Genomic DNA, 23,621 nt, shown 5'->3' on the forward strand with positions numbered 1-23,621 from the left:
TTACCGCAATGGCAAGATCACTCGGCGGGCGCTTCTGTCGCCGCGGTTTGCAGTTCAGCCACCAGCTGCTTGAGCGCGCTGTTCTGATCCGCTTCAAGATCAGCAACGGCATAAACTTCCGAAACTGCGTCTTTCGAAAGGATCACCCCTTTGGCAACCGTGCCGGGTGCCCCTGCCGGGCCATAGTGCTCGCCGTTCATCGAGAAATAAACCGATCCCGACGCCCCTGCCCGCAACAGCGGCGGTTCTTCTGTCAGCGGAACCTCAAAGACACTGCCTTGCTCGACCGTTCCAAGCGTCCCTTCGAAAATGACACTGCCATCTGCCGCCGTTACCCGCATCCAAGAAGGATCGACAGCAACGATTTTCAGCGTGGTATCAACCTGTTCCACGACCTGAGGCAAAGCTGGTCGTTCAACCGTGTGCACTTCGGCAACTTCGAACTGCGGCAGGCTTGGCGGGCGGAAGGTTCCGACATCACGCGGATCAAGGGTCGAAATCGGCGCATCGCGGGCAACCAGAACCGGAACATCCAACGCCTGCGGACGATAGAGACGGTCCAGTGCCTCGGTATTCGCCGCAGCAACCACATCATCGACAACGCCGCCGCGCACGGCATCAAGTGGATCAAGGTCGGAAAGCACCACAGGCGCCTGTTCAACCGGGCTGACCTGCACCTGCTGGATCTTGTTCAGAACGGCCCACCCGCCATAGCCGATGCCGCCAATTACCGCCAACAGCACCAGCGACGAGCCGATGGCGCGCGGTTCAATCTGACTGACCAGAGATTCCTTGCCCGGAATGTACGGCGTATTGGGCGAGATGAAGGGATCGCGCCCCATTGGCCCACGCGCCGGAAGCGCACCGGTCGGCTTTCGCACCACCGAGGCCTCGGCCGACATGCCATGCGCGACCGAAAAACCGCTTTCCGCGCAGAAAGTCGAGAATGTTTCATCCGGGTTCATACCCAGATAACGCGCATAAGAACGCACATACCCGGCGATAAAGCCGGGTGTGTCAAAGGCGTCGGGATCCGCGTTTTCGATGGCAGCAATGTAGTTGGCTTTGATCCTCAACTCGCGCTGAACATCCAACAGGGATTTGCCCATGGTTGCGCGTTCGCCGCGCATCTTGTCACCAAGGCGTACCTCGTAGTCATCAAACCCTTTGGGTCTGACATCTACGTCCTCATCAGATTCGCGCTGTGATCTGCGCCCAATCATTCCTGCTGCCCCATTCTGCCTGTCGCGTGTTTCGCGTTAGCGGCGAATCATCCCCAAAACGATTCGTCTGCCAATTTTGTTAGCGTAAGCTTAACACGCGGCAAATACGTTGCACACTTTGGCGTGAGGTTAACCGGCAAGTTCGGCGCGATTTAGCGCACAATGTGACCAAAGTTCGTCCATCGCCTGTACCAGACGGTTCATTTCGTCAGGTCCATGCACCGGAGAAGGAGTAAAGCGCAGACGCTCGGTTCCGCGCGGAACGGTCGGGAAATTGATCGGTTGCACATAAATGCCGTAATCATCCAACAGCATATCGCTGAGCTTCTTGGTATGGACCGGGTTTCCGACGATCACGGGCACGATATGGCTTCCGTGGTCGATCAGCGGCAGTCCCATCCCCTTCAACCGCAGCTTGAGGATTTTGGCTTGCGTCTGATGCTGCTCGCGCAGTTCAGGTGCAGTTTTCAGGTAGGCAACAGATGCGGCAGCCCCGGCCGCAACCGCAGGTGGCAGGGACGTGGTAAAGATAAAGCCCGGTGCGTATGACCGCACGGCGTCGCACATCTTGGCGCTGGCAGCGATATAGCCGCCCATCACGCCATAGGCTTTTGCCAGCGTGCCGTTGATGATGTCGATCCGGTGGGCAAGGTTATCGCGCTCGGTCACACCGCCGCCGCGCGGGCCATACATGCCCACCGCATGCACTTCGTCGATATAGGTCAGTGCGCCGAATTCATCTGCCAGATCACAGATTTCTTCGATTGGACCAAAATCGCCATCCATTGAATAAACCGACTCGAATACGACCAGTTTGGGCGCGGCGGGGTCATCCGCCTCAAGCAGTTCGCGCAGATGCGCCACGTCATTGTGCCGGAAGATGCGCTTAGCCCCGCCATTCCGGCGCACGCCTTCGATCATCGAGGCATGGTTCAGCGCGTCAGAATAGATGATCAGGCCCGGGAACAGTTTGGGCAGCGTGCTGAGCGTTGCGTCATTGGCGATATAGGCGCTGGTAAAAAGCAGCGCGGCTTCCTTGCCGTGCAGATCGGCCAGTTCAGCCTCAAGCCTTTTGTGATAAACTGTGGTGCCCGAGATATTGCGCGTACCGCCCGAACCTGCACCGGCTGCATCAACAGCTTCGTGCATTGCATTCAGAACGAACGGGTTTTGCCCCATGCCCAGATAATCGTTGCCGCACCATACGGTGATATTCTGCTGTGACCCGTCCGAACGCGTGCGCACCGCATGGGGGAAATGTCCATTGCGACGTTCGATATCGATAAAGGTCCGGTAACGACCTTCATCATGCAGCCTGGCAATCGCTGAATCGAGCTGAGCAGTATAGTCCAAAGGACCCTCCTTGAACGCCCGTTTCCGGTTTCCCACTGGGCGATATTTTCGCCACCTCCCACAGCTTAACCTGTTTCGGTGGCTTTGTGTTCCCTTATTCAGCTGGTTACAGCCGAAAAGGTGAACCCAACTTTGATTTGCATCAAATATAAGTTTGCACCCCGTCCGACAAGTAAAGTTACGGCCATCGGACGCGTGGAAACGACGCAGGGCTCGCCGCCCTACCCAAGCTTACACTGCCGGGCCGCAATCCGTGTCAACACCTCTGGACGGCGCCGACAACGCTGCTAGGGTTCGCAGGAACAAAAAACAGGCAGGAGCCCCCCATGTCGCTAGACGCCGTGCTGAACCGGATTGACGAAGATTTGCAAACCTCGATCGACCGCCTGATGGAACTGCTGCGCATCCCGTCGATCTCTACCGACCCCGCATACAAGGCCGAAGTCAGCCGCGCCGCGGACTGGCTGGTTGCCGATCTGAACAGTATCGGGGTTGCGGCTGAGAAACGGGAAACACCTGGCCACCCAATGGTTGTCGGTCACGTGGGTGAGGACGCGACCTCACCGCATTTCCTGTTTTACGGCCACTACGATGTGCAGCCGGTCGATCCGCTGAACCTGTGGAACCGGGATCCGTTCGATCCCGCCATTGAGGACACCGAAACCGGTCCAGTCATCCGCGGACGCGGAGCATCAGACGACAAGGGTCAGCTGATGACTTTTGTCGAAGCCTGCCGCGCCTGGAAGGCCGTGCACGGATCCTTGCCCTGCCGCATCACTTTCTTTTTCGAGGGCGAAGAAGAATCAGGCTCGCCCTCACTGGTTCCTTTCCTCAAGGAAAATGCCGCCGAACTCAAAGCGGATCTGGCGCTGGTCTGCGATACATCCATGGTGTCACGCGGCGTTCCGTCAATTGCGGCGCAGTTGAGGGGCATGCTGAAGGACGAGTTTACCATTGTGGGGCCGCGCATCGACCTGCATTCCGGCCACTATGGCGGCCCGGGCCTGAATCCTCTGCGCGAACTGTCGAAAATCGTGACCTCTTTTTATGACGACGAAACCGGACGGGTCGCGGTCGACGGATTCTACGAAGGTGTGCATGAAGTACCCGAAGACCAGTTGCGCCAATGGCAGAATTGCGGCTTCGACGAAGCGGATTATCTGAATTCGGTCGGCTACACCCAGCCGCATGGCGAAAATGGGTACTCCACCTTGGAGCAACAATGGGCACGACCAACGCTCGAAGTGAACGGGCTGTGGGGCGGTTATAACGGTGCGGGCTCCAAAACAGTTATTCCGTCCGAGGCCCATTGCAAAATCACCTGCCGCCTTGTTGGTGACATGGACCCGGACGCGCTGCGCGCCAAAATCCGCAAACATGTCGAGGATCGGCTGTCCCCGGACGCCAAAGTGGTCTGGGACAACGACATGGAAGGTTCTCCCGCGTCGATCATGAATATCACCCGCCCCGAATTCGAAGCCGCGCGCGGCGCGCTGTCGGATGAGTGGGACCGCGAGGCAGTGTTCACCGGCATGGGGGGATCAATCCCTGTTGTCGGCTATTTCAACACCGTTCTGGGGCTCGACTCGATGCTGGTTGGCTATGCAAACGAAGATGATGCCATCCATTCGCCGAACGAGAAATATGACGTGAAAAGCTTCCACAAGGGCATCCGGTCATGGGTGCGCATTCTGGATGCTTTGAACACATAGTTTTTTTTGCGAGGCTCTGCCTCGCGCTCCGGGATATTTGCAGCCAGATGAATAATGGATCCCTGCTTCATCTGGCCCAAAATATCCCGGGGGAGGCGCGCGGCACGCGCGGCGGGGGCAGAGCCCCCCACCCGGCCGGGGCAAATACGCCGGTCTTACATATGGATCACGCGGCCATAGGCATCCAGCACACTTTCGTGCATCATCTCTGACAGTGTCGGGTGCGGGAAGACAGTGTTCATCAGGTCTTCTTCCGTTGTCTCCAGCTGGCGACCGACCACGTAACCCTGAATCAGTTCGGTAACTTCGGCACCGATCATGTGGGCGCCCAGCAACTCGCCTGTTTTGGCATCGAACACGGTTTTGATCAGCCCGTCAGGCTCACCCAAAGCGATGGCCTTGCCATTGCCGATAAAGGGGAAACGGCCGACTTTGATGTCGTAACCCAGCTCTTTGGCTTTTGCTTCGGTATATCCAACCGAGGCAACCTGAGGCTGGCAATAGGTGCATCCTGCGATGCTTTCGGGTTTGACCGGGTGCGCATGTTGACCCGCGATGAGGTCCGCGACCATGACACCTTCGTGGCTTGCTTTATGTGCAAGCCAGGGCGCGCCTGCGATGTCACCGATCGCATAAAGGCCCTCAACCCCGGTGCGGCAATACTCGTCCGTAACCACATGTGTCCGGTCGATCTTGACGCCCAGAGGTTCCAGACCAAGGTTTTCGATATTGCCAACGATCCCGACAGCCGAGATCACTGTGTCGAACTCTTGTTTCTCGACCTTGCCCTTTACCTCGATATGCGCGGTCACTTTCCCCTTGCCACGGTCCAGCTGCTTGACCATGGCTTTTTCCATGATGGTCATGCCCTGTTTGGTGAACGCCTTCTTGGCCAATGCGCTGATTTCGGCGTCTTCGACCGGCAACACCCGGTCCATCACCTCGACAACTGTGGTGTCTGCGCCCAGCGTATTGTAGAAGCTGGCAAACTCGATGCCGATCGCACCGGACCCGATGACGAGCAGTTTTTTCGGCATCCGCGGCGGTTGCAGCGCGTGCTTGTACGTCCAGACCAGATCGCCGTCAGCTTCAAGGCCCGGCAGTTCCCGTGCCCGTGCCCCGGTTGCGAGAATGATGTTCTTGGCGGTCAGTTCCTCGGTGCCTTTGTCGGTCTTGACGCTGACCCTGCCCTTTGCGGGGATCGTGGCCTGACCCATCACAACGGCAACCTTGTTCTTCTTCAGCAGATGGCCGATGCCACCTGACAGCTGTGCGGCCACGCCACGGGATCGTTTGACCACCGCATCCAGATCATATCCGATCTTTTCGGCTTTCAGACCGAAATCCTTGGCGCGCTCCATCAGATGGAACACTTCGGACGACCGCAACAGCGCCTTGGTGGGAATACAGCCCCAGTTCAGGCAGATCCCCCCCAAATGCTCGCGCTCGACAACCGCGGTTTTCAAGCCCAGCTGGGCTGCGCGGATTGCAGCGACATAGCCGCCGGGGCCAGCCCCGATTACGATCAGATCATAGGATTGTGCAGCCATGTGTTCCTCTCGGCGCAGGAGTTGAAAATTTAGTTTACCATTAAACTATTATTCGGAACGCATCAATATACCCGTCCCGCGACAAATAGGACGCAGGGTAAGCGATGCCTAAACTTGCGGATTTCAGCCTATACCCCGGGCCATGCAATGGCTAGAAAAGAAACGCCGACACCGGTCGGACCTATTCTTCTCTCAACCCATTCAAGGGGCTGACCATGGCCAAAACTCTGAAAGATCTGCTGCTTGCCCTGCTCAACGCCACATTGATACTTGTTGCGCTGTGCCTGTTTCTGGGCTGGAAACTGGCGTCGAAAGCCGAAAGCATCACTGCTGAAGTCTCGCATACGGTTCAGGCCGTGGCCCCCCTCCGGGATGAGGCGAAGGGCATTCGGGACGAGCTTGCGGCGCTGCGGACTGATTTGGCGGCGATTTCACATCAAGACACGTTGGCAGACAGCCAAGCCGCGCAAAACCTCCAGGCAACGCTGGGCCGCCTGAATGCAGCAGAACAGAAACTGCAAACGGTTCAGGAGCGGATTTCGGAACTTGCTGACACGCCAGAAGTGCTGATTGCGCAGGCGATCCAAACCGGTGCCGATATCGCAGCGGAACGCGTTCTGGCATTAAGTGGATGCACGCCTAAGTCATAAAGCGCAGCCGCGGCCAAAGCGCGGTTGCGGTTTAGCGCTTAGCCCGTTGCCTGTAGTTCGCGCACGGTTGTCCCGTACCCGCCCATGTCGACATAAGCAGTTTCGTGCGGGGTCGAGCTGCGGGACAACGCTGCGTTCCGATACGGGAAACGACCAAACTTGCGGATCACCTCGCGATGCGCTCTGGCGTGCAGCAGGTTGCTTGCGTCGCTGCTCATGTTTTGGCAGATCAGACGCACACAGCGTTCCTGATCACACAGGTTTTCCGAGTGCATCATGGGCAGGTAAAAGAACTGTCTGGCCGGTTCGTCGATCTTCTTGTCCCAGCCTTTGTCGACTGCGCATTTTGCTGCCGCCAATGCCGCACGATCGGTCGAGAAGGCACGCGCCTCCCCCCGGAACATGTTACGCGGGAACTGATCTGTCAGGATGATATAAGCAAGCGCCCCGCTAGGGTAAGTCAGCCAGAGCGAAAACCGGCCCGCTGCCGCCGCTTCCCAAGTTGGCTGAAACCGCGCCCGAATGTCTGCATCCAGCGCCTCATCCTCAAGATACCAACCCTTAGGGCCAACTTCATCTAACCAAAAACTCAATACTTCTTCAGGCGTTACCATTGCCTTAAACTCCGTCAATTGCCCGCGCCCCAGACGTAACGTCATTTAAGTCCCTTTTACAGAACTGTTACAGTAACATATTGCAACACAAACGACATAATTTCGTGTCTCAAGCGGTTTCGCGCGCGCCCTCTTCGAACTCGGCTTCTGCCGCCTCTATCGCAACTTCCTGTGCAACCTCGAATGCAACGGGCGACGCGGTGGGATAAAGCGTCGACATGGTGCTGGTTTCATCAACAGGAACTGCTGCACGCTGGGTCATCCGGTAGACCGAATAGGCGGCCAACGCGACAAGCAACACGGCGATGATCAGGAAAAAGCCCGGAGGGCCAAACACTGCATCCCCCATCAGCCAACCTGTGATAACAGGTCCGGTAATTGCACCAAGGCCGTTGATAAAGATCAGGCCGCCGGATGCCGCGGCCATGTCTTCGTATTCCAGAAAATCGTTGGTGTGCGCAATCAGCAATGAATACAAAGGGTTGGTCATTCCGCCGATCACAAAAGCAGACGCCAGAAGGATTTCGAAGGAAAAGCCATAAAGCATACCACTGACGGCGCCAACTGCACCGGTTGCCGCGACCAACAGGATCAGGAAACGCCTGTCCATCCGGTCGGAAAACCAGCCCAGCGGGTATTGCAGGACAATTGCCCCAACATAGAACGCCGCCACAAATGCCGAGATTTCAACCAAGGACAATCCGGCCTGAGCCCCATAAACCGCCGACATCCCGAACTGCGCCGAGAACACGCCCCCCAGCAGGAACATGCCGACACACCCCAGCGGAGAGCTTTTCATCAACTCCCGCAGCGTCATCGGCTTGGTAGTATCGAACGCCGGAGTTGGTGAGATCGACAGCAAAATCGGTGCGAAAGAAACCGAAACAAGGATCGAGGCAATCACGAATGTTTCGTACCCGGCAGGGTCGCCCAACAGGAAAAGGCCCTGCGCGCCGATGATACCCAACATCTGAACGATCATGTAAAGCGACAGGGCCTGCCCGCGATTTTCGTTATTGGCTGCGTTGTTGAGCCAGCTTTCCGCAGTGACGTAAACGCCCGAGAAACAGAACCCGATCACCACGCGCCCCAGAACCCAGGCAATCGGGTCTGCCAGCATCGGATACATGATCATCACGGCCGAAATGAAAGACGCCAGTGCCGCAAAGACCCGCACATGGCCAACACGCCGGATCATCTCGGGCGCAAGCCGTGAACCGCCCAGAAAACCAACGAAATAAGCTGACATTACAAAAGACATCTCAAGGGTCGAAAATCCCTCAAGCTGTCCACGAACACCCAGGATCGTGCCCTGAAGGCCGTTTCCGACCATCAGCAACCCCATGCCGAGCAACAATGCCCATGCGCTGGACAGAACCTGAATCATTTGGGCCTCCGATAGGTGCCAACCTTGTTTGAGTTTTGTTCTGCGATCAAAGACCGCTTCCATCGCGCTTGTCTACGACATTCCCTGTCGGTGATGCCGTATGCGCGCCTATCCGGGGATCAAAAGCGACGCATCGCCATAAGAAAAGAACCGGTATTTCTGTGCGATGGCATGGGTGTAAACCTCGCGCATCCGGTCCTGACCCATCAACGCCGAAACCAGCATCAACAACGTGGATTTCGGCAGATGAAAATTTGTCATCAGCGCATCGGTAACGTGAAACCGGAAACCGGGATAGATGAAGATATCGGTTTCACCTTCCCACGGTTTGATCGTGCCCGAACGCGCAGCACTTTCGATCAGGCGCAGGGCGGTGGTGCCCACCGGGATGACACGCCCGCCCGCAGCTTTGGTGGCTTGTATCTCGGCAACAGCCTCGGCGCTGACCTGCCCCCATTCGGCATGCATCTTGTGGGTTGTCACATCCTCGACCTTGACCGGCAAAAAGGTTCCGGCGCCGACATGCAGGGTCACATGTGTGACGGCGACACCCCGGTCCGACAAAGCCTGCATCAGGGCATCGTCAAAATGCAACGAGGCGGTCGGGGCTGCCACCGCACCGGACCTGCGGGCCCAGATGGTCTGATAATCCGTCTTGTCCTGCTCATCCGCCGGACGTTTGGCGGCGATATAGGGCGGCAACGGCATCGCACCGGCCTGATCCAGCGCCTTGTCGAAATCTTCTCCGCTAAGATTGAAGCGCAAAAAGGCCTGCCCGTCTTCCGCCCGATCCAGCGTCGCGCTCAGATCGGCCGAAAACACGATCTCTTCCCCCGGCTTCACTTTCTTCAGCGGCTTGATGAGCGCAGACCAGGTGCCATCGGCCTGCGGATCCAGCAGAGTGGCCTCGACCCCGGCGGAAACCGGGCCTTGCGCGCTGTCCCTGTGGCGCCGCCCGTTCAGACGCGCCGGGATAACGCGTGTGTCGTTCAACACCAGCCGGTCACCCGGACGCAGGAAATCGGGCAGATCGAACACGTGGCTGTCCACTGTACCACCCCCCTGCGCCACAAGCAGGCGCGCAGAGGATCGCGGGCAGGCAGGCCGCGTGGCAATCAGGTCGTCGGGCAGGTCGAAATCAAAATCGCTGAGCTTCATGACCGCGCCTTACAACCCCGCAAAAGATTCGGCCATATCCCGTCAGCGGTCACTGGGAGGAGAGCCAAATGTCGGTTTCGGCTCGTCAGGTTCCACCGGCGCAGCATTGGGGCCGTCCGAAACCGTTGGCGCAGGCTGACGCAAGAGATCACGCAGAAACAGGGGCGCCAGACCGGACAGAGGGTTCACCGCGACTTTGGGCGAGGAAATCGGCCCGGTCAGCGTGTAATTGAACCCAATGACGCCTTCACCCTTGCGGGTAAACACGCTGCCAACGGCATTGAGAAGGTAAATCGGTGAAATCGCCCCCCGCAGGTTCAGCAGGCTGTTCACGGTGTCGATTGTGCCATCAAACGAAAGCCCCATTGACGGGCCAACAGCGCTGCCACTCAGCACTTTGATGTCGGTGGGCGATATCCTCATGCGGCTGTCAATCGCCGAAAAGAAGATCCCCTGCCCGGCCATCTCGTCCAGCAGACCAACAAGGCTGATCGCGTTCAGGATCGCGGCCATGGCCGGGGCATCGGTGATCCGGGTATTTACGATTTTCAGGATCACGTCGTAACTGCCGGGCGCAGCCACCGGTTCAAGCTTGAGGTCCAGATCACCGCCGCGCGCCTGCGTCAGAACCCCGGCTGATCGCAAAACGGCCCCCGCGTCTTTCGACGTCAGGTCAACGGCGCTTCGATTTCCCCGCGGGGTCACTTGACCGGCAACAGCCGCTCCGCCGTTCACCCGCGCTGTGAAAGTGCCATTTACGCCACCGGTCGTCTGGAACGCACCCCGGAAACCTGTCAGCGCAACAGTTTCGGTGACCTGAAGGCGGTCCAATGTCACGTCCAGTTTTGGTCCGGCACCTCCGCCTCCACCCGATCCGCCGCTTTCCCCGAAGTTTGCACGCCCCATGTTCAGCACACCGCCTAAGACGCGGATATCCGGGACAGCAGCCCCCCGCCCGATCAGTTCCGCCGGAACCGCCAGCCAGTCCCCCAGATCGAACGAGCTGAACTGGATACGGTCATATTCACCGTTTTCGTGAAAGGAAATGGATGCGGTTGTGCGCAGTCCCGCTGCGTTGATCCGCAGGTCGTCCACCTTCAACTGCGCGCCCAACGTCGCGTCGGCAGTCAGCGATCCTTTGGTGTTCGCCGCCTTGCGCCAACCGAGTTCAGGGATAGCTAGCGCCACGCCCTGAAGGTCCGAAACAACAGACAGTTTCGGAGGTGCCCCAGCGCCCAGGCCCAGTGTAATATCGGCAACCCCTTTGCCCGTCAGCATCCCCGGCGGCAGGCCGGCCCTGATCTCATCCATCAGACGCGGGGACAGTTCGATCTGGCCGGTCAAGGTGCTACGCTGTTCGGTTTCGCCGTCAATAGGCTGCTGCCAAAGCGCCTCTAGCGGAACATCGCCGAACTGACCCAGTCCCTGAATCTGAACACCCGACTGATTGCCGGAAATATCCAGCATCGGGGCACTTACGGAAAATCCCGGCACCAGACGGTCACTGGACAGATTGGCCAACGTTCCGTTGAAGTGAAATTCGGTATCCTGAAACTTCAACTCTTTTATCAACGGCAGGGACAGCGTTCCGGTCAACGCAACCGTGCCTGTGGCAACGTCAACGGGCAACCCGGCCTTGCTCAGCAATTCCAGCGGCGGTCGGTCCAGCAGCGACAACGCAGAGGTCACGCTGCCCCTTGCCTGAATACGCGCGATGCCGGGTGCGGATTTCTTGATATCCGTGTCAGGTATGATGAAGGACGTCCCCGCGGCATCCACACTCCCCCCGTCATCGGCGATCACCACCCCGTGCTGCGCGGTGACCGTAAACCGGCTGTCGATCAGACTGGCCTGACCTTGTGCATCTTCGATTGGCGGCAGGGTCTTTGCAAAGCGAACCTTGGCTTGCTCGAACCCGAAATCAAGATACAGATCCGGTTTGGAACCGGGCTCCAGACGCAGGGCGAAATCCATGTCCGACAAAACCCCCTGATAGAGGTTTTCCGTCACCCATTCCCGTGGCTTCGGCGCCAGACGCTCGGGCCAGTAACTCAGAACATTGTCCGAGCTCATCTGATCCAGATGGGCATCCAGCGCCACAGCCCAGCCATCTGGACGCCCGTGCAAAACCCCGAAGGCGCGCACGGTATGACCCGGATCCTCGATAGTCATCTGGCCAAGGCGCAACTGGAACGGGTTGAACGCCATCTTGAAATCCACGCTGGCACGCGACAGCTGAATCGGCTCCGGGAAAAGATTTGCCGGGTTCACATTGATCCCGGACAAGCGCAGTTGCGTCTCCAGACTGTCCAGCACACCGTCTTCAGCCCCTTGCAGAAACGCCTTTCCATCGGCCTGAACTGTGCCCCAGGCCGACACCACCGAAACCTCATTGAAATCCAGCATCTGGGCTTTCGGGTCATAGGTGAAATACGTGCGGGCAGATTCGAAAGGAACCGGGCGCGTTTCCGGGTTGGGCTGCACCGCCCCGGCCCCCAGATTGAGGGTTGCGAACACGGTTCCTGTGGCCCCGTTCTCATCGACACTGCCCCGCAAAGCCCCTGAAATCGGTGCGCGCAGAACCTGCAACCAGGCAAGGGCCGGGCTTTGGCCTGCTATGTCTTCGGCCGGAAGATCGGTGACCGAGATGCCAAAGCTGGCGGCAGGCGTGCCCAGCACGCTGGTATAGTTGGCCTCGATACTGCTGACATAGTCACGCCCGGCCAGAACCGAAAACCCGGTCGCAAGCCGCACTTCGTTGTCACTGCGGTTCGCCTGAATATGCCCACCGTCCAGAACCCACGACCGCCCCTGCCGCAGGTCGCGGTAATCCAGCGTAATCGCATCAAGTTCGACCGAGGTCAGCGCCGACAGGAGCGGAGACTGAAACACCTCGTCCGATCCCTCGATCAGCTGTGCAAGGTCCGGCGCTTCCTGCACCGGCGCGCTGCCCGATCCCACGGTCAGGGTCAGCGCCCCGTCCTGATCGCGGGTCATGGCGATCTGCGCGCCGCTCAGAATGATGCGCTTGGGCCGGACCTGACCGCGCAGCAAGGGACGCATGGCCAGGCTGGCGCGCATATCGGATACCTGCGCAATCTGCTGGCCTGCGGCGTCACTGATGGCAACATCGGTCAGCCGCAGACGGGGGCGCCAGCCTTCGTGGATGATGAAACTGACGTCTCCAAACCGGATTTGCAGCCCGCCCAGCGCCCGTTCCAGCCGGGCTTCGACCCTGTCGCGCAGCCACACAGGTGCGTGCATCCTCTGCCCCACGACCATGAAACCGGTGAACATCGCCAGAAGCACCAGCACGATGGCCCCACGCATGGCCCACAGACCAGCGGTGCGGCGGCGCGACCGACGGCGCACAGGCTTGCCCGGCTTTGCTTCGTCGTCTTCGTGCTGCTTCAATTTGCTATCCACGCCTTCCAACCCGCACGCGTTGCCCTATGATGATGGGCAGCCTTAAAAAACCTTTAGCGGAGTTTCCAATGCCCGACGTTTCAGACATCGCCCCCGACTTCACTTTGCCGCGCGACGGCGGTGGCGAGGTGACGCTTTCGGCGTTGCGCGGTGGCACCGTGGTTTTGTTCTTCTATCCCCGTGATGATACGCCGGGCTGCACCAAGGAATCCATCGGTTTCTCAGAGCAGCTTCAGGCGTTTACCGATGCAGGGGCTCACGTTTTCGGCATTTCGCGGGACAGCGTCGCCAAGCATGACAAGTTTGTCGCCAAACACGGGCTGACCACTCCGCTGTTGTCGGACGAAGGCTCGACCGTCTGCGAGGACTATGGCGTATGGGTTGAAAAGAACATGTATGGCCGGAAATCGATGGGGATCGAGCGATCGACCTTTGTCATTGATAGCGAGGGACGCATTGCCAAGGTCTGGCGCAAGGTCAAGGTGCCCGGCCATGTGGAAGATGTGCTGGAAGCGGTGAAGGCGATCTAAGCCCCCCTCGACCTGCCGCGCCATCCGGTCTATCACCCGCGCTGACATGCCAAAGGCGGAGCGACCCGGTGCCCAAAACACTGACACAGATGGCGACAGAGGTTCTGACAACAGCGGACGGGCGGGCCAAAACCGCCCTGTCCAAAGCCCATGCCGCCGCGTGGTTTGCCTCCCGCAAGGCCGAGGGTGAACCCATCGAGATCGGCACCGCATCACCGCCCCTGTCCCCCGCGCGCCCGGACAAGCCCGCGCTGTTGTCCCCGCGTGAGGTACCCAAACGGAAACCAGGTACCGAGGCCGGGCGCATTGCCCTGCTACACGCGGTTGCCCATATCGAGCTGAACGCTGTCGATCTGCACTGGGACATCATCGCGCGCTTTGGCCATGTACCCATGCCCATCGGGTTCTACGATGACTGGGTGAAATGCGCCGAAGAAGAATCGCGCCATTTCGAGATGGTCTGCGATTGTCTGGAACAGATGGGCAGCCATTATGGTGCCCTACCCGCTCATGCCGGTATGTGGCGCGCTGCCGAAGATACTGCCGAAGATCTGATGGGGCGGCTGGCCGTTGTGCCCATGGTGCTTGAGGCGCGTGGGCTGGATGTGACCCCCGGCATGATCGAGATATTCCGCAAGGCCAAGGCCGAGCAGGCCATCGCCGCGCTCGAAGTGATCTATGCCGAAGAGGTCGGCCACGTCGCTTACGGCTCAAAATGGTTCCACTTCCTGTGCGGCCGCGAAAATGCCGATCCTAAGGATGTGTTTCACGCTCTGGTCCGACGGTATTTCCACGGTGTTCTCAAACCGCCCTTCAACGAAGAAAAACGGGCCGAAGCCGGATTGCCCCCCGATTTCTACTGGCCCCTGACCGAAGACCTGCCCGCGCCCGGAGACCTCTCGAACTGACACTTCTGCGTTATTTTCGGCAAAATCTCGCCGATCTTTGGGGGATTTCAGCGCCGTTTGCACTTGATTGGTCAACAAACTTGCCCGAACGCCGCTGCCGCTTTATGCAATCGGCGCAAGGGACGGCAGGCACTCACGACCGGTTCCGATCTTGGGGATGAAAGGTAGGGCGCGTGCGAACACGTCTGACAATAAAACTGCACTCACTGCTTGAGAGGCATTTCCCGGAACGCCGGGTCTTTCTGAAATCCGACAAGGACACAAGGTTTATCCGGCTCAGTTCGGAAACTCAGGTGGTCGCAGTGGCCGGAGTTGCCGTCATGGTCGGATGGACAGCGGTTGCGACAGCCATACTGTTGATGGACAGCATCGGGGCCGGGAATTTCCGGGAACAGGCAAAGCGCGATCAGGCCATCTATCAGGAACGCCTGAACACCCTGTCGGCAGAACGCGATTCCCGCGCGCATGAAGCACTGGCCGCTCAGGACCGGTTCAATGCCGCGCTGGACCAGATTTCCGCGATGCAGTCGGAGCTGCTGGCCTCGGAAAACCGTCGCCGCGAACTTGAGACAGGTATCGAAGTTATCCAGACGACATTGCGCGCCACGATGAAGCAGCGCGAAGAGGCGCGCTCAGAGCTGGCCCAATTGAAACAGGACACCAGCGGCTCTGATATGTATGCCGCGGTTTCCAGCGCCCCGGTACAGATGGCCTTCATGACCGACGCTTTGGCGCGGACGGCCAAAGAACGCGATCTGATCGCCTCCAACGCGCAGGACGCGCTGGAACAGCGGGACGATCTGGAACTTGAAATCCGTCTAATGCAGGAACGCAGCGACGAGATCTTCCGCCAGCTAGAAGAGGCGATGGTCATCTCGGTCGAACCTCTGGACAAGATGTTCCGTCAGGCCGGAATGCCCACCGATCGCATCATCGAAGAGGTCCGGCGCGGATATAGCGGTATGGGCGGTCCGCTGACCCCTTTATCCCTTAGCACACGCGGCGAAGAAGACGAGCTTTCGCCCGAAGAAGTCCGCGCAAACACGTTGCTGCGCCAGATGGATCAGCTGAACCTGTACCGGATTGCTGCGGAAAAGGCCCCCTTCGCTAATCCCGTACATTCTGCCGTGCGTTTCACCAGTGGCTACGGCAACCGGCGTGACCCCAAATCCGGTGGTCGCCGGCAGCATAACGGTGTCGATTTTGCAGGACCGCAAGGCACCGATATATTCGCGACCGCTGATGGTGTGGTCACGCATGCCGGCTGGCAATCAGGCTTCGGACGCCTTGTGAAAATCAAGCACGCGTTCGGAATTGAGACACTTTATGCTCATAACACCAAGATCAACGTAAAGGTCGGCCAAAGGGTCTCGCGCGGGGATCATATTGCTGATATGGGTAGCACCGGACGGTCCACCGGCACGCATCTTCACTATGAGGTGCGCGTGAACGGAAATCCCGTAAACCCAATGACTTACATCAAGGCTGCGAAAAATGTTTTCTAAAAGCAAAATCAACGAGCCCGCACCCAAAGCACCTGAGGCGGCCAAACCTGCCGCTCCGGCGACCCCAGCGGCCCCTGCTCCGGCTGACGCGAAACCTGCAATGGCACCCAAGCCCAAGCCGCCGGCCTCGGTCCTGTCCTCGGATCTGCACATCACCGGCAACATCAAGACCAGCGGTGACATTCAGGTGGAAGGCACCGTCGAAGGCGACATCCGCGCCCACCTGCTGACCATTGGTGAATCGGCAACGATCAAAGGCGAAGTCACCGCAGATGACGTTGTGATCAACGGTCGCATCGTTGGCCGCGTGCGTGGTCTCAAGGTTCGCCTGACATCGACGGCCCGGGTCGAAGGCGACATCATCCACAAGACCATTGCCATCGAAAGCGGCGCGCATTTCGAAGGCTCGGTTCAGCGTCAGGACGACCCCCTCAACCCTGGCCGCAGTGCCAAAGCCGGATCGAACCCGGCGGCAGAAGTCAAACAGTAAGCAGACTGCATTTCTTGTCAGGACGCCGTGGGGCAACCCGTGGCGTCTTTTCTTTTGCGTGACCGTTTGGGGTCGGGATTCCCGTTTTCGTCCCTTTCTGATCGCGCTACAGTCGATCCATGTTGCTTTTTCTGACGGTTGTCGCGCTGACCGCTGGCGCTGCGGCCTTTCACTTCTGGTCTAAAAGACAATCCCGCCTGACCTTGCTGGCCACGTCGCTGTCCCAGCACCAGCGCGATATTGTGAGCGCTCAGGTGCCGATAATCCGGAAACTGCCCAAAGACTTGCGCGGGGCGCTGGAAGGAAAGATCAACCTGTTCCTTGATCAGGTCGATTTCGTCGGCTGCGACGGGCTGGACGTCACCGAAGACATGCAGGTGTCGATTGCCGCGCAAGCCTGTCTGCTCGTGGTGAATACGGACCAGTGGTACGACAACCTGACGACCATTCTGGTTTACCCCGGTGCCTTCAAATCAAAACAGCGCCGTCACAGTGGCTATGTCGTCACCGAACAGGAAATCATCCGCAGCGGGGAAAGCTGGAACCGCGGCCCCGTGATCCTGTCCTGGGCCCACAGCCAGCGCGGTGCCCTGAATGATCACGATGGCCGGAACGTCGTCTTTCACGAGTTCGCGCACCAGCTTGATGACCTCTCGGGCGCAACCAATGGTGTTCCCGTGCTCAGCAATGGCCAAAGCTTTGGCGAGTGGGAAACCGCCTTTCTGAACGGTTACAAGGCACATGTTCATGCCGTGGAAAACGGAAAACCTACAGTGATCGATCCCTACGGCGCGGAAGGGCACGAAGAATTCTTTGCCGTTTCAGTCGAAGTGTTCTTTGAACGGCCGAAGGAACTGAAATCCTCTGACCCGGCAATCTATGAACAGCTGTCAAAGCTTTTTCATCTTGATCCCGCTCTATGGCACAGGGGTCAGTTCTGACCCGATTGAGGAAGCGTCGTAAAAATTTCCCCGTTCGCAACAATTTAACATAAGCTAATTCTTGAATTACGGTTAACCTCATTATTGGGCGGAGGATTTTCTATGTCATCGAAACTACTTGCCGAGTTCTTCGGCACGTTCTGGTTGGTTCTGGGGGGGTGCGGCAGTGCCGTTCTGGCGGCAGGTGTGGCAGATGTCGGCATCGGTTGGCTTGGTGTTTCCTTTGCCTTTGGCCTTACCGTTTTGACGATGGCTTACACGGTGGGCCCAATCTCGGGCGGGCATTTCAACCCGGCGGTCAGTTTGGGCCTGATGATTGGAGGACGGTTTCCGGCCAAAGACCTTCTGCCTTATTGGGTTGCACAGGTCATTGGCGCAATTGCCGCCGCAGTGGTTCTGTACCTGATCGTCAGCGGGGCACCCGATTTCGCTGGTGTCGGTGGGTTCGCGTCAAACGGGTATGGTGAGGCCTCACCACAGGGATATTCGTTGATGTCGGCTTTGATCATCGAAATCGTGATGACCGCTTTCTTCATTCTGATCATTCTGGGCGCGACGTCGGACAAGGCACCCGCAGGGTTCGCTCCGATTGCCATCGGTCTGGCGCTGACCCTGATCCACCTGATCTCAATCCCGGTGACGAATACCTCCGTCAACCCGGCGCGCTCAACCGGCGTTGCCCTGTTTGCCGACGGCCCTGCACTGGCTCAGCTCTGGCTGTTCTGGGTAGCCCCCCTGATTGGCGGCGCAATCGGTGCCTTGATCTGGAAAGCAATGTCCTCGGATGACTGATCCGCGCGGGAAAGGTAATTATCCCGTTTATTGAAAAACACGGTATCCTTCCGCTTAACCTGGCTTGGTTACGGCCTTTGGTTCAACGGGAGGATACAATGAAGACATTAACCACAGCATTTTTTCTAAGCTGCGCCGCGACGGCAGGCTGGGCCGAAGACAAATGGCTGAGCATCCCGCAAGCCCCCCAGATGCCCGCCGCCACCGAAGCGGGCACGGCAGAGATCAACGGCATCGACATGTATTACGCCACGTATGGCGATGCGGGCGGCACCCCGGTTCTGATGATCCACGGTGGGCTTGCCCATGGCGATGTCTGGGCCGCGCAGGTTGCCGACCTGTCCCAGGACCACAGGGTAATCGTGGCGGATACGCGCGGGCACGGACGGTCCACCAACGATGGCAGCCCCTATTCCTACGCGTTGTTGTCGCAGGATTATCTGGCGCTGCTGGATCATCTGGGTGTCGATCAGGTGCATCTGGTCGGCTGGTCCGACGGGGCAAATATCGGGTATTCAATCTCGACCACCAACCCGGATCGGCTGGCCAGTCACTTTGCCCATGCAGGCAATGTCACGCTGGACGGGATCGATCCTTCGGTGGAAACCAACGAGGTGTTTGGCACTTATGTGGGCATGATGGCCCAAGATTATGCGGCCAAGTCCCCGACTCCTGACGGGTTCGAGGCATTCCTTGGTGGCGTTGCCGCCATGTGGGGCACCGAAAAACCCGGTGGGCTTGAGGCGCTGTCATCGATCACCGTCCCGACACTGGTGGTTCAAAGCGCACATGACGAGGCCATTCTGATGGCGCATTCACAAGCAATTGCTGACGCGATTCCGGGCGCCAAGTTGCTTGTTCTGGATGATGTCAGCCACTTTGCATCTTTTCAGGATCCCGGTGCCTATACCCGTGCCATCCGCGATTTCATCGACCAATAGGCCAAAGAAAAAGCCCGGCGTTTGAGCCGGGCTAAATCATCTTATTCGGTAACGGTAACTTTTTTCATCACATCCGGTGCACCGATGATCGCACCGTTCTGGCCTTCGCCCCGCTTGATCGCGTCGACCACATCCATACCGTCGGTCACCTGACCAACCACGGTATACTGGCCGTCCAGAAACGGGCCGGGGGCGAACATGATGAAGAACTGCGAATTGGCTGAATCCGGATCGCTGGACCGGGCCATGCCGACAACACCCCTGTCAAAACTCACGTCCGAGAACTCGGCCGGCAAATCCGCGCGATCCGACCCGCCGCGCCCGGCATAACGCATGTCGAAGCCGTCCGCGCCCGAGTTGCCGTATTGCACGTCGCCGGTTTGCGCCATGAAGCCATCGATTACGCGATGAAACACGACGCCGTCATACTGACCGTCAGCAGCCAGAGCGGTGATCTGTTCCACATGCTGGGGTGCCACATCTTCGAACAGGTCGATCGAGATTGTGCCATTGGCCCCTTCCCCTTCGACCTCGATCTGCAAACCGCTGGCCAGCGCCGGGCTTGCCAGCAAGGCAAAAGCCGCAGCCAGTTTATGCATCTGCGGCCACCTTGACGCTGATCATGCGGTCCGGGCTTGCAGGCGGCTCGCCGCGTACAATCGCATCCACATGCTCCATCCCGTCGATAACCCGGCCATAGACCGTGTACTGACCGTTCAGGAAGTGATTGTCCTTGAAGTTGATGAAGAACTGCGAATTGGCCGAATCCGGGTTCTGCGAGCGCGCCGCGCCCAGCGTGCCGCGATCATGGGGCAGCTTGGAAAATTCTGCCGGAACATTCGGCAGCGACGAACCGCCGGTGCCCGCCATGCGCAGGTTGAACCCGTCTTCCATATCGCCATGCTGCACGTCGCCGGTTTGCGCCATGAAACCGTCGATCACACGGTGAAACGCCACGTTGTCATATTCACCGCCACGGGCCAGTTCCTTCATCCGCGCACTGTGCAAAGGCGCTACATCCGGCAGCAGCTCGATGACGACATTGCCGCCTTTCAGCTCGATGATGATTGTGTTTTCGGGGTCTTTGATCTCGGCCATGAGGCCCTCCTGTCGTTTATCTTGCGCAAATACCTATGACGCACGCGTGCGAATGCCAAGTGACGCATTGACCTGAGGGCAAAATGCAGGAAAAGAACCGCCTAAATCGGTTGCCAACGACAAGGATCGCACAATGGGCTGGAAAACACTGGACGATATGGACCTGAACGGCAAACGCGTGCTGGTGCGTGTGGATATCAACGTGCCCGTGGTTGACGGTGTTGTGACCGACGCCACCCGTATCCAAAGGATCGTCCCCTCGGTGCGCGATATTCTGGCCGCTGGCGGCAAACCGATCCTTCTGGCCCATTTTGGCCGTCCTGGTGGCGAACGGCGTGAAAGCCTGTCACTGAAACAACTGGTCCCGACTTTGGAAAGCGCTTTTGGTGCCAAGGTTCTGTTTGCCGCCGATTGCGTCGGGGCCGAGGCGGAACTGGCCGCCAGAGCCTTGCAACCCGGTCAGGTCCTGCTGCTCGAAAACACGCGCTTTCACGCGGCCGAAACCAAGAACGACGCCGATCTGGCCGCTGGCATGGCCAAGCTGGGGGATGTCTATTGCAACGATGCGTTTTCAGCCGCGCACCGCGCCCACAGCTCGACCGAGGCCATCGCCCGTCTGCTGCCCGCCTGTGCGGGCCGTCTGATGCAGGCCGAGTTGCAGGCGCTGGAAAGCGCGCTGGGTGCGCCCAAGCGCCCGGTAACGGCGGTTGTCGGCGGCGCCAAGGTCTCGACCAAGCTGGAACTGCTGGGCAATCTGATCGACAAGGTCGATTACCTGGTGATCGGTGGTGGCATGGCGAACACATTCCTTGTCGCCCAAGGCATCAGCGTTGGCAAATCACTGGCTGAAACCGCAATGAAGGACACCGCAGCCGAAATTCTGGCCAAAGCCGAAAGCTCGGGCTGCCAGATCGTCCTGCCGCGTGACATTGTGGTGGCCGAGAAATTCGAAGCCAACGCACCCCACAAGGTTCTGCCAGCCGACCAGTGCCCCGAGGATGGCATGATCCTGGACGCGGGCCCTGAAAGCGTCGCCGCGATTACCGCGATTTTCGACAAAAGCCAGACCCTGATCTGGAACGGCCCGCTGGGCGCGTTCGAGCTGGAGCCGTTCGACACGGCCACCAATGCCGCGGCCCTGAAAGCCGCAGCCCTCAGCCGGTCAGGTCAGCTGATTTCGGTCGCGGGTGGCGGTGACACGGTTGCGGCGCTGAACGCGTCGGGTGCGGCCACGGATTTCACCTATATCTCGACCGCAGGCGGTGCGTTCCTTGAATGGATGGAAGGCAAAACCCTGCCCGGTGTCGCTGCGCTGGAACAATAAGTGACGCTGGCCGCATTTGGCCGCTTGTCAGGGTTCATGGTATTATCCCCTATTTGAATGGGGGATTATACCATGAGGTCATTATACCTGCTCATCCTTCTCGCAATGCCGTGGCCTGCAACAGCACAATCCAGTTGCGGTGGCCAGACACAGCTTGATGCAAATTTCTGTGCCAAGGAACAATGGGAAGCCGTTGACCGCGACCTCAACCGGTTGTGGAAACAGATCAAGCCGGTCGCTGATGCACGTGGCAACGGCGATGCCCTTCTGGCGGAACAACGTGCGTGGCTAAAGGCGCGGGACGCCACCTGCGACAAGGAACTATCCGGCGGCGGCAGCGCTGCGCCCATGTTCTACTGGACCTGTATGAAAGAGCAGACGGTCGCAAGAAATCAGCAGCTTCAGTCCTGGCGCTGAGCTTTAACCGGGACGCACACGAAATACTGATGAAAAAACCGAATCAGGGGATTCACAACCCGAATCGCCTGTGACATAGTGCGATCAGAGGCTCGGAAAGAGCCCGTTATTGAGGCAAGTTTTCATACGGCGGTAAACAGAGTGTCCCGTTCCCATCGGCCCGGTTTGGGTGCAGTTCTCTTCTTCTCGGTGGCTTTCATGCTGGGTGTGTATTTCACCTTTGCCGCTGTTCAAGGGGATTACGGCCTGTTCCGGCGGGTCGAAATTGCGGCGGAACGGGACGCTCTGTCACGCAGTCTGGAAAAACTGAATGTCGAAATCGCCGAGATGGAAAACCTGACACGGCGTCTGTCCGACACCTATCTGGATCTGGACCTGCTGGACCAGCAGGCGCGCTCGGTTCTGGGCATGATCCGGTCGGACGAAATCGTGATCCGCTGATCAAGTACCCTATTCAGAAAAGGCAACTCAGGCCCGGCGTTTCGGCCGGGATGCGCCGTGGCGAACGCTGCGTCACATTTACCCTCGCCAGAAAGCCCCAAATGCTTTATGAGATAGTTTAACGCTAAACTATCTGTCCGAAAGGGGGAGATCGCCACGATGGCTGCGCGAAAAACCACAAAGAAACCAAATGTTTCTGCGGAAGAACTCCAGACATACTACCGCGAGATGCTGCTGATCCGCCGATTCGAGGAAAAGGCCGGTCAGCTTTATGGTATGGGCCTGATCGGCGGGTTCTGCCACCTTTATATCGGACAAGAGGCCGTTGTTGTCGGGCTTGAGGCCGCAGCAGAGGAAGGCGACAAGCGCATCACCTCGTATCGCGACCACGGTCACATGCTGGCCTGTGGCATGGATCCGGGCGGCGTGATGGCCGAACTGACCGGGCGCATCGGTGGCCTGTCCAAAGGCAAGGGCGGCTCGATGCACATGTTTTCGAAAGAAAAGCACTTCTACGGCGGGCACGGTATCGTCGGCGCGCAGGTTCCGCTGGGCGCGGGGCTGGCTTTTGCCGACAAGTACAAGGAAAACGGCCGCGTGACCTTCACCTATTTCGGGGACGGTGCCGCGAACCAGGGTCAGGTGTATGAGACCTTCAACATGGCGGCCATCTGGGGCTTGCCGGTGATTTTCGTGATCGAGAACAACCAATACGCCATGGGCACCGCTCAGTCCCGTTCGACCTCGACCAAGGACATCTTCCATCGCGGCGAGGCATTCGGCATTCCGGGCGAGATCGTCAATGGCATGGATGTGCTGGCGGTCAAAGAAGCGGGCGAAAAGGCTGTCGCGCACTGCCGCGCGGGCAAAGGCCCCTATATCCTGGAAATCAAGACCTACCGTTATCGCGGCCACTCGATGTCCGACCCGGCCAAGTACCGAACCCGCGAAGAGGTTCAGAAGGTCCGCGAACAAAGCGACCCGATCGAACATGTGCGCGAGTTGCTGCTGACCGGCAAGCACGCGACCGAGGATGACCTGAAAGCGATCGACAAGGAAATCAAGGAGATCGTCAATCAGGCCGCCGAATTCTCGAAAGAAAGCCCCGAGCCTTCGGTCGAAGAGCTCTGGACTGACATTTACGCCTGAGAGGACGAATAA

The 23,621-nt window shown here is 58.6% G+C and carries 22 protein-coding genes; 13 read left to right on the forward strand and 9 right to left on the reverse strand.

Translation table 11 applies throughout. From position 1 onward, the window contains the following. Positions 1-17: 17 nt before the first annotated feature. Together ACR0M3_RS03325 and hemA are read right to left on the reverse strand one after the other, a co-directional pair. Positions 18-1,223, reverse strand: coding sequence for a helix-turn-helix domain-containing protein (locus ACR0M3_RS03325; protein ID WP_267364006.1), 1,206 nt, complete (start codon positions 1,221-1,223; stop codon positions 18-20). A gap of 129 nt (positions 1,224-1,352) precedes the next feature. Further along, positions 1,353-2,576, reverse strand: coding sequence for a 5-aminolevulinate synthase (hemA, locus tag ACR0M3_RS03330; protein ID WP_480909714.1), 1,224 nt, complete (start codon positions 2,574-2,576; stop codon positions 1,353-1,355). A gap of 326 nt (positions 2,577-2,902) precedes the next feature. On the opposite strand from hemA, the gene ACR0M3_RS03335 reads away from it, so the two are divergent. Continuing rightward, complete coding sequence (locus ACR0M3_RS03335) at positions 2,903-4,288, forward strand: M20/M25/M40 family metallo-hydrolase (protein ID WP_480909716.1); 1,386 nt, start codon at positions 2,903-2,905, stop codon at positions 4,286-4,288. Positions 4,289-4,443: 155 nt separating this feature from the next. Here ACR0M3_RS03335 and lpdA read toward each other — a convergent pair whose 3' ends face one another. Continuing rightward, positions 4,444-5,838 (reverse strand): dihydrolipoyl dehydrogenase, encoded by a 1,395-nt coding sequence (gene lpdA, locus ACR0M3_RS03340; protein WP_480909718.1) that lies wholly within the window; start codon positions 5,836-5,838, stop codon positions 4,444-4,446. Between the two features lie 215 nt (positions 5,839-6,053). Between lpdA and ACR0M3_RS03345 the strand changes: the two genes are divergently transcribed. Then, positions 6,054-6,488 carry a hypothetical protein gene (locus ACR0M3_RS03345; protein WP_480558145.1) on the forward strand — a complete coding sequence of 145 codons (435 nt, stop codon included), beginning with the start codon at positions 6,054-6,056 and terminating at the stop codon, positions 6,486-6,488. Between the two features lie 38 nt (positions 6,489-6,526). On the opposite strand, the gene ACR0M3_RS03350 is transcribed toward ACR0M3_RS03345, so the two are convergent. From ACR0M3_RS03350 to ACR0M3_RS03365, 4 genes are all read right to left on the reverse strand, one after another. Then, positions 6,527-7,102 carry a DUF924 family protein gene (locus ACR0M3_RS03350; protein WP_267364025.1) on the reverse strand — a complete coding sequence of 192 codons (576 nt, stop codon included), beginning with the start codon at positions 7,100-7,102 and terminating at the stop codon, positions 6,527-6,529. A 109-nt stretch (positions 7,103-7,211) separates the two neighbouring features. After that, complete coding sequence (locus ACR0M3_RS03355) at positions 7,212-8,489, reverse strand: MFS transporter (RefSeq protein ID WP_480480448.1); 1,278 nt, start codon at positions 8,487-8,489, stop codon at positions 7,212-7,214. Between the two features lie 108 nt (positions 8,490-8,597). Beyond that, positions 8,598-9,647 carry a tRNA preQ1(34) S-adenosylmethionine ribosyltransferase-isomerase QueA gene (queA, locus tag ACR0M3_RS03360; protein ID WP_480909720.1) on the reverse strand — a complete coding sequence of 350 codons (1,050 nt, stop codon included), beginning with the start codon at positions 9,645-9,647 and terminating at the stop codon, positions 8,598-8,600. A gap of 42 nt (positions 9,648-9,689) precedes the next feature. Continuing rightward, positions 9,690-13,073, reverse strand: coding sequence for a YhdP family protein (locus tag ACR0M3_RS03365; RefSeq protein WP_480909722.1), 3,384 nt, complete (start codon positions 13,071-13,073; stop codon positions 9,690-9,692). A gap of 68 nt (positions 13,074-13,141) precedes the next feature. Here ACR0M3_RS03365 and ACR0M3_RS03370 point away from each other — a divergent pair, with 68 nt between their 5' ends. The 7 genes from ACR0M3_RS03370 to ACR0M3_RS03400 all read left to right on the forward strand — a co-directional run bounded on the left by ACR0M3_RS03370 (position 13,142) and on the right by ACR0M3_RS03400 (position 19,180). Then, entirely contained in the window at positions 13,142-13,603 is a 462-nt protein-coding gene (locus tag ACR0M3_RS03370; protein ID WP_480553765.1) for a peroxiredoxin, read from the forward strand. An 89-nt stretch (positions 13,604-13,692) separates the two neighbouring features. Next, the gene (locus ACR0M3_RS03375) at positions 13,693-14,511 is read left to right on the forward strand and encodes a ferritin-like domain-containing protein (RefSeq protein WP_480831201.1); all 819 of its coding nucleotides are present in this window, start codon (positions 13,693-13,695) and stop codon (positions 14,509-14,511) included. A gap of 173 nt (positions 14,512-14,684) precedes the next feature. Continuing rightward, positions 14,685-16,016: a DUF5930 domain-containing protein gene (locus ACR0M3_RS03380; RefSeq protein ID WP_209503613.1), complete on the forward strand. Its 1,332-nt coding sequence runs from the start codon at positions 14,685-14,687 to the stop codon at positions 16,014-16,016. After that, positions 16,006-16,506, forward strand: coding sequence for a bactofilin family protein (locus ACR0M3_RS03385; RefSeq protein WP_209596778.1), 501 nt, complete (start codon positions 16,006-16,008; stop codon positions 16,504-16,506). Before ACR0M3_RS03380 ends, ACR0M3_RS03385 begins: the two co-directional genes overlap by 11 nt. A 119-nt stretch (positions 16,507-16,625) precedes the next feature. Continuing rightward, positions 16,626-17,447 (forward strand): M90 family metallopeptidase, encoded by an 822-nt coding sequence (locus ACR0M3_RS03390; RefSeq protein ID WP_480909725.1) that lies wholly within the window; start codon positions 16,626-16,628, stop codon positions 17,445-17,447. A 102-nt stretch (positions 17,448-17,549) separates the two neighbouring features. Beyond that, entirely contained in the window at positions 17,550-18,239 is a 690-nt protein-coding gene (gene aqpZ, locus ACR0M3_RS03395; protein ID WP_209503607.1) for an aquaporin Z, read from the forward strand. Between the two features lie 98 nt (positions 18,240-18,337). Continuing rightward, a complete protein-coding gene (locus ACR0M3_RS03400; RefSeq protein ID WP_480909727.1) occupies positions 18,338-19,180 on the forward strand; it encodes an alpha/beta fold hydrolase in 843 nt (280 codons plus the stop codon). A gap of 41 nt (positions 19,181-19,221) precedes the next feature. Here ACR0M3_RS03400 and ACR0M3_RS03405 read toward each other — a convergent pair whose 3' ends face one another. Further along, a complete protein-coding gene (locus ACR0M3_RS03405) occupies positions 19,222-19,779 on the reverse strand; it encodes a peptidylprolyl isomerase (protein WP_209503603.1) in 558 nt (185 codons plus the stop codon). Continuing rightward, positions 19,772-20,278: a peptidylprolyl isomerase gene (locus ACR0M3_RS03410; RefSeq protein ID WP_209503601.1), complete on the reverse strand. Its 507-nt coding sequence runs from the start codon at positions 20,276-20,278 to the stop codon at positions 19,772-19,774. The genes ACR0M3_RS03405 and ACR0M3_RS03410 overlap by 8 nt, the downstream gene beginning before the upstream one ends. A 133-nt stretch (positions 20,279-20,411) precedes the next feature. Between ACR0M3_RS03410 and ACR0M3_RS03415 the strand changes: the two genes are divergently transcribed. From ACR0M3_RS03415 to pdhA, 4 genes are all read left to right on the forward strand, one after another. Continuing rightward, the gene (locus tag ACR0M3_RS03415; protein ID WP_480909729.1) at positions 20,412-21,602 is read left to right on the forward strand and encodes a phosphoglycerate kinase; all 1,191 of its coding nucleotides are present in this window, start codon (positions 20,412-20,414) and stop codon (positions 21,600-21,602) included. Between the two features lie 72 nt (positions 21,603-21,674). Continuing rightward, on the forward strand, positions 21,675-22,019 hold the full coding sequence (locus ACR0M3_RS03420) for a lysozyme inhibitor LprI family protein (protein WP_209503597.1): 345 nt from the start codon (positions 21,675-21,677) through the stop codon (positions 22,017-22,019). A 141-nt stretch (positions 22,020-22,160) separates the two neighbouring features. Beyond that, positions 22,161-22,460 carry an FtsB family cell division protein gene (locus tag ACR0M3_RS03425; protein ID WP_209503595.1) on the forward strand — a complete coding sequence of 100 codons (300 nt, stop codon included), beginning with the start codon at positions 22,161-22,163 and terminating at the stop codon, positions 22,458-22,460. 159 nt (positions 22,461-22,619) lie between these two features. Then, positions 22,620-23,609 (forward strand): pyruvate dehydrogenase (acetyl-transferring) E1 component subunit alpha, encoded by a 990-nt coding sequence (gene pdhA, locus ACR0M3_RS03430; RefSeq protein WP_209503593.1) that lies wholly within the window; start codon positions 22,620-22,622, stop codon positions 23,607-23,609. The last annotated feature ends 12 nt before the right edge of the window (positions 23,610-23,621 follow it).

The organism is Ruegeria sp. O5, from assembly GCF_056535105.1.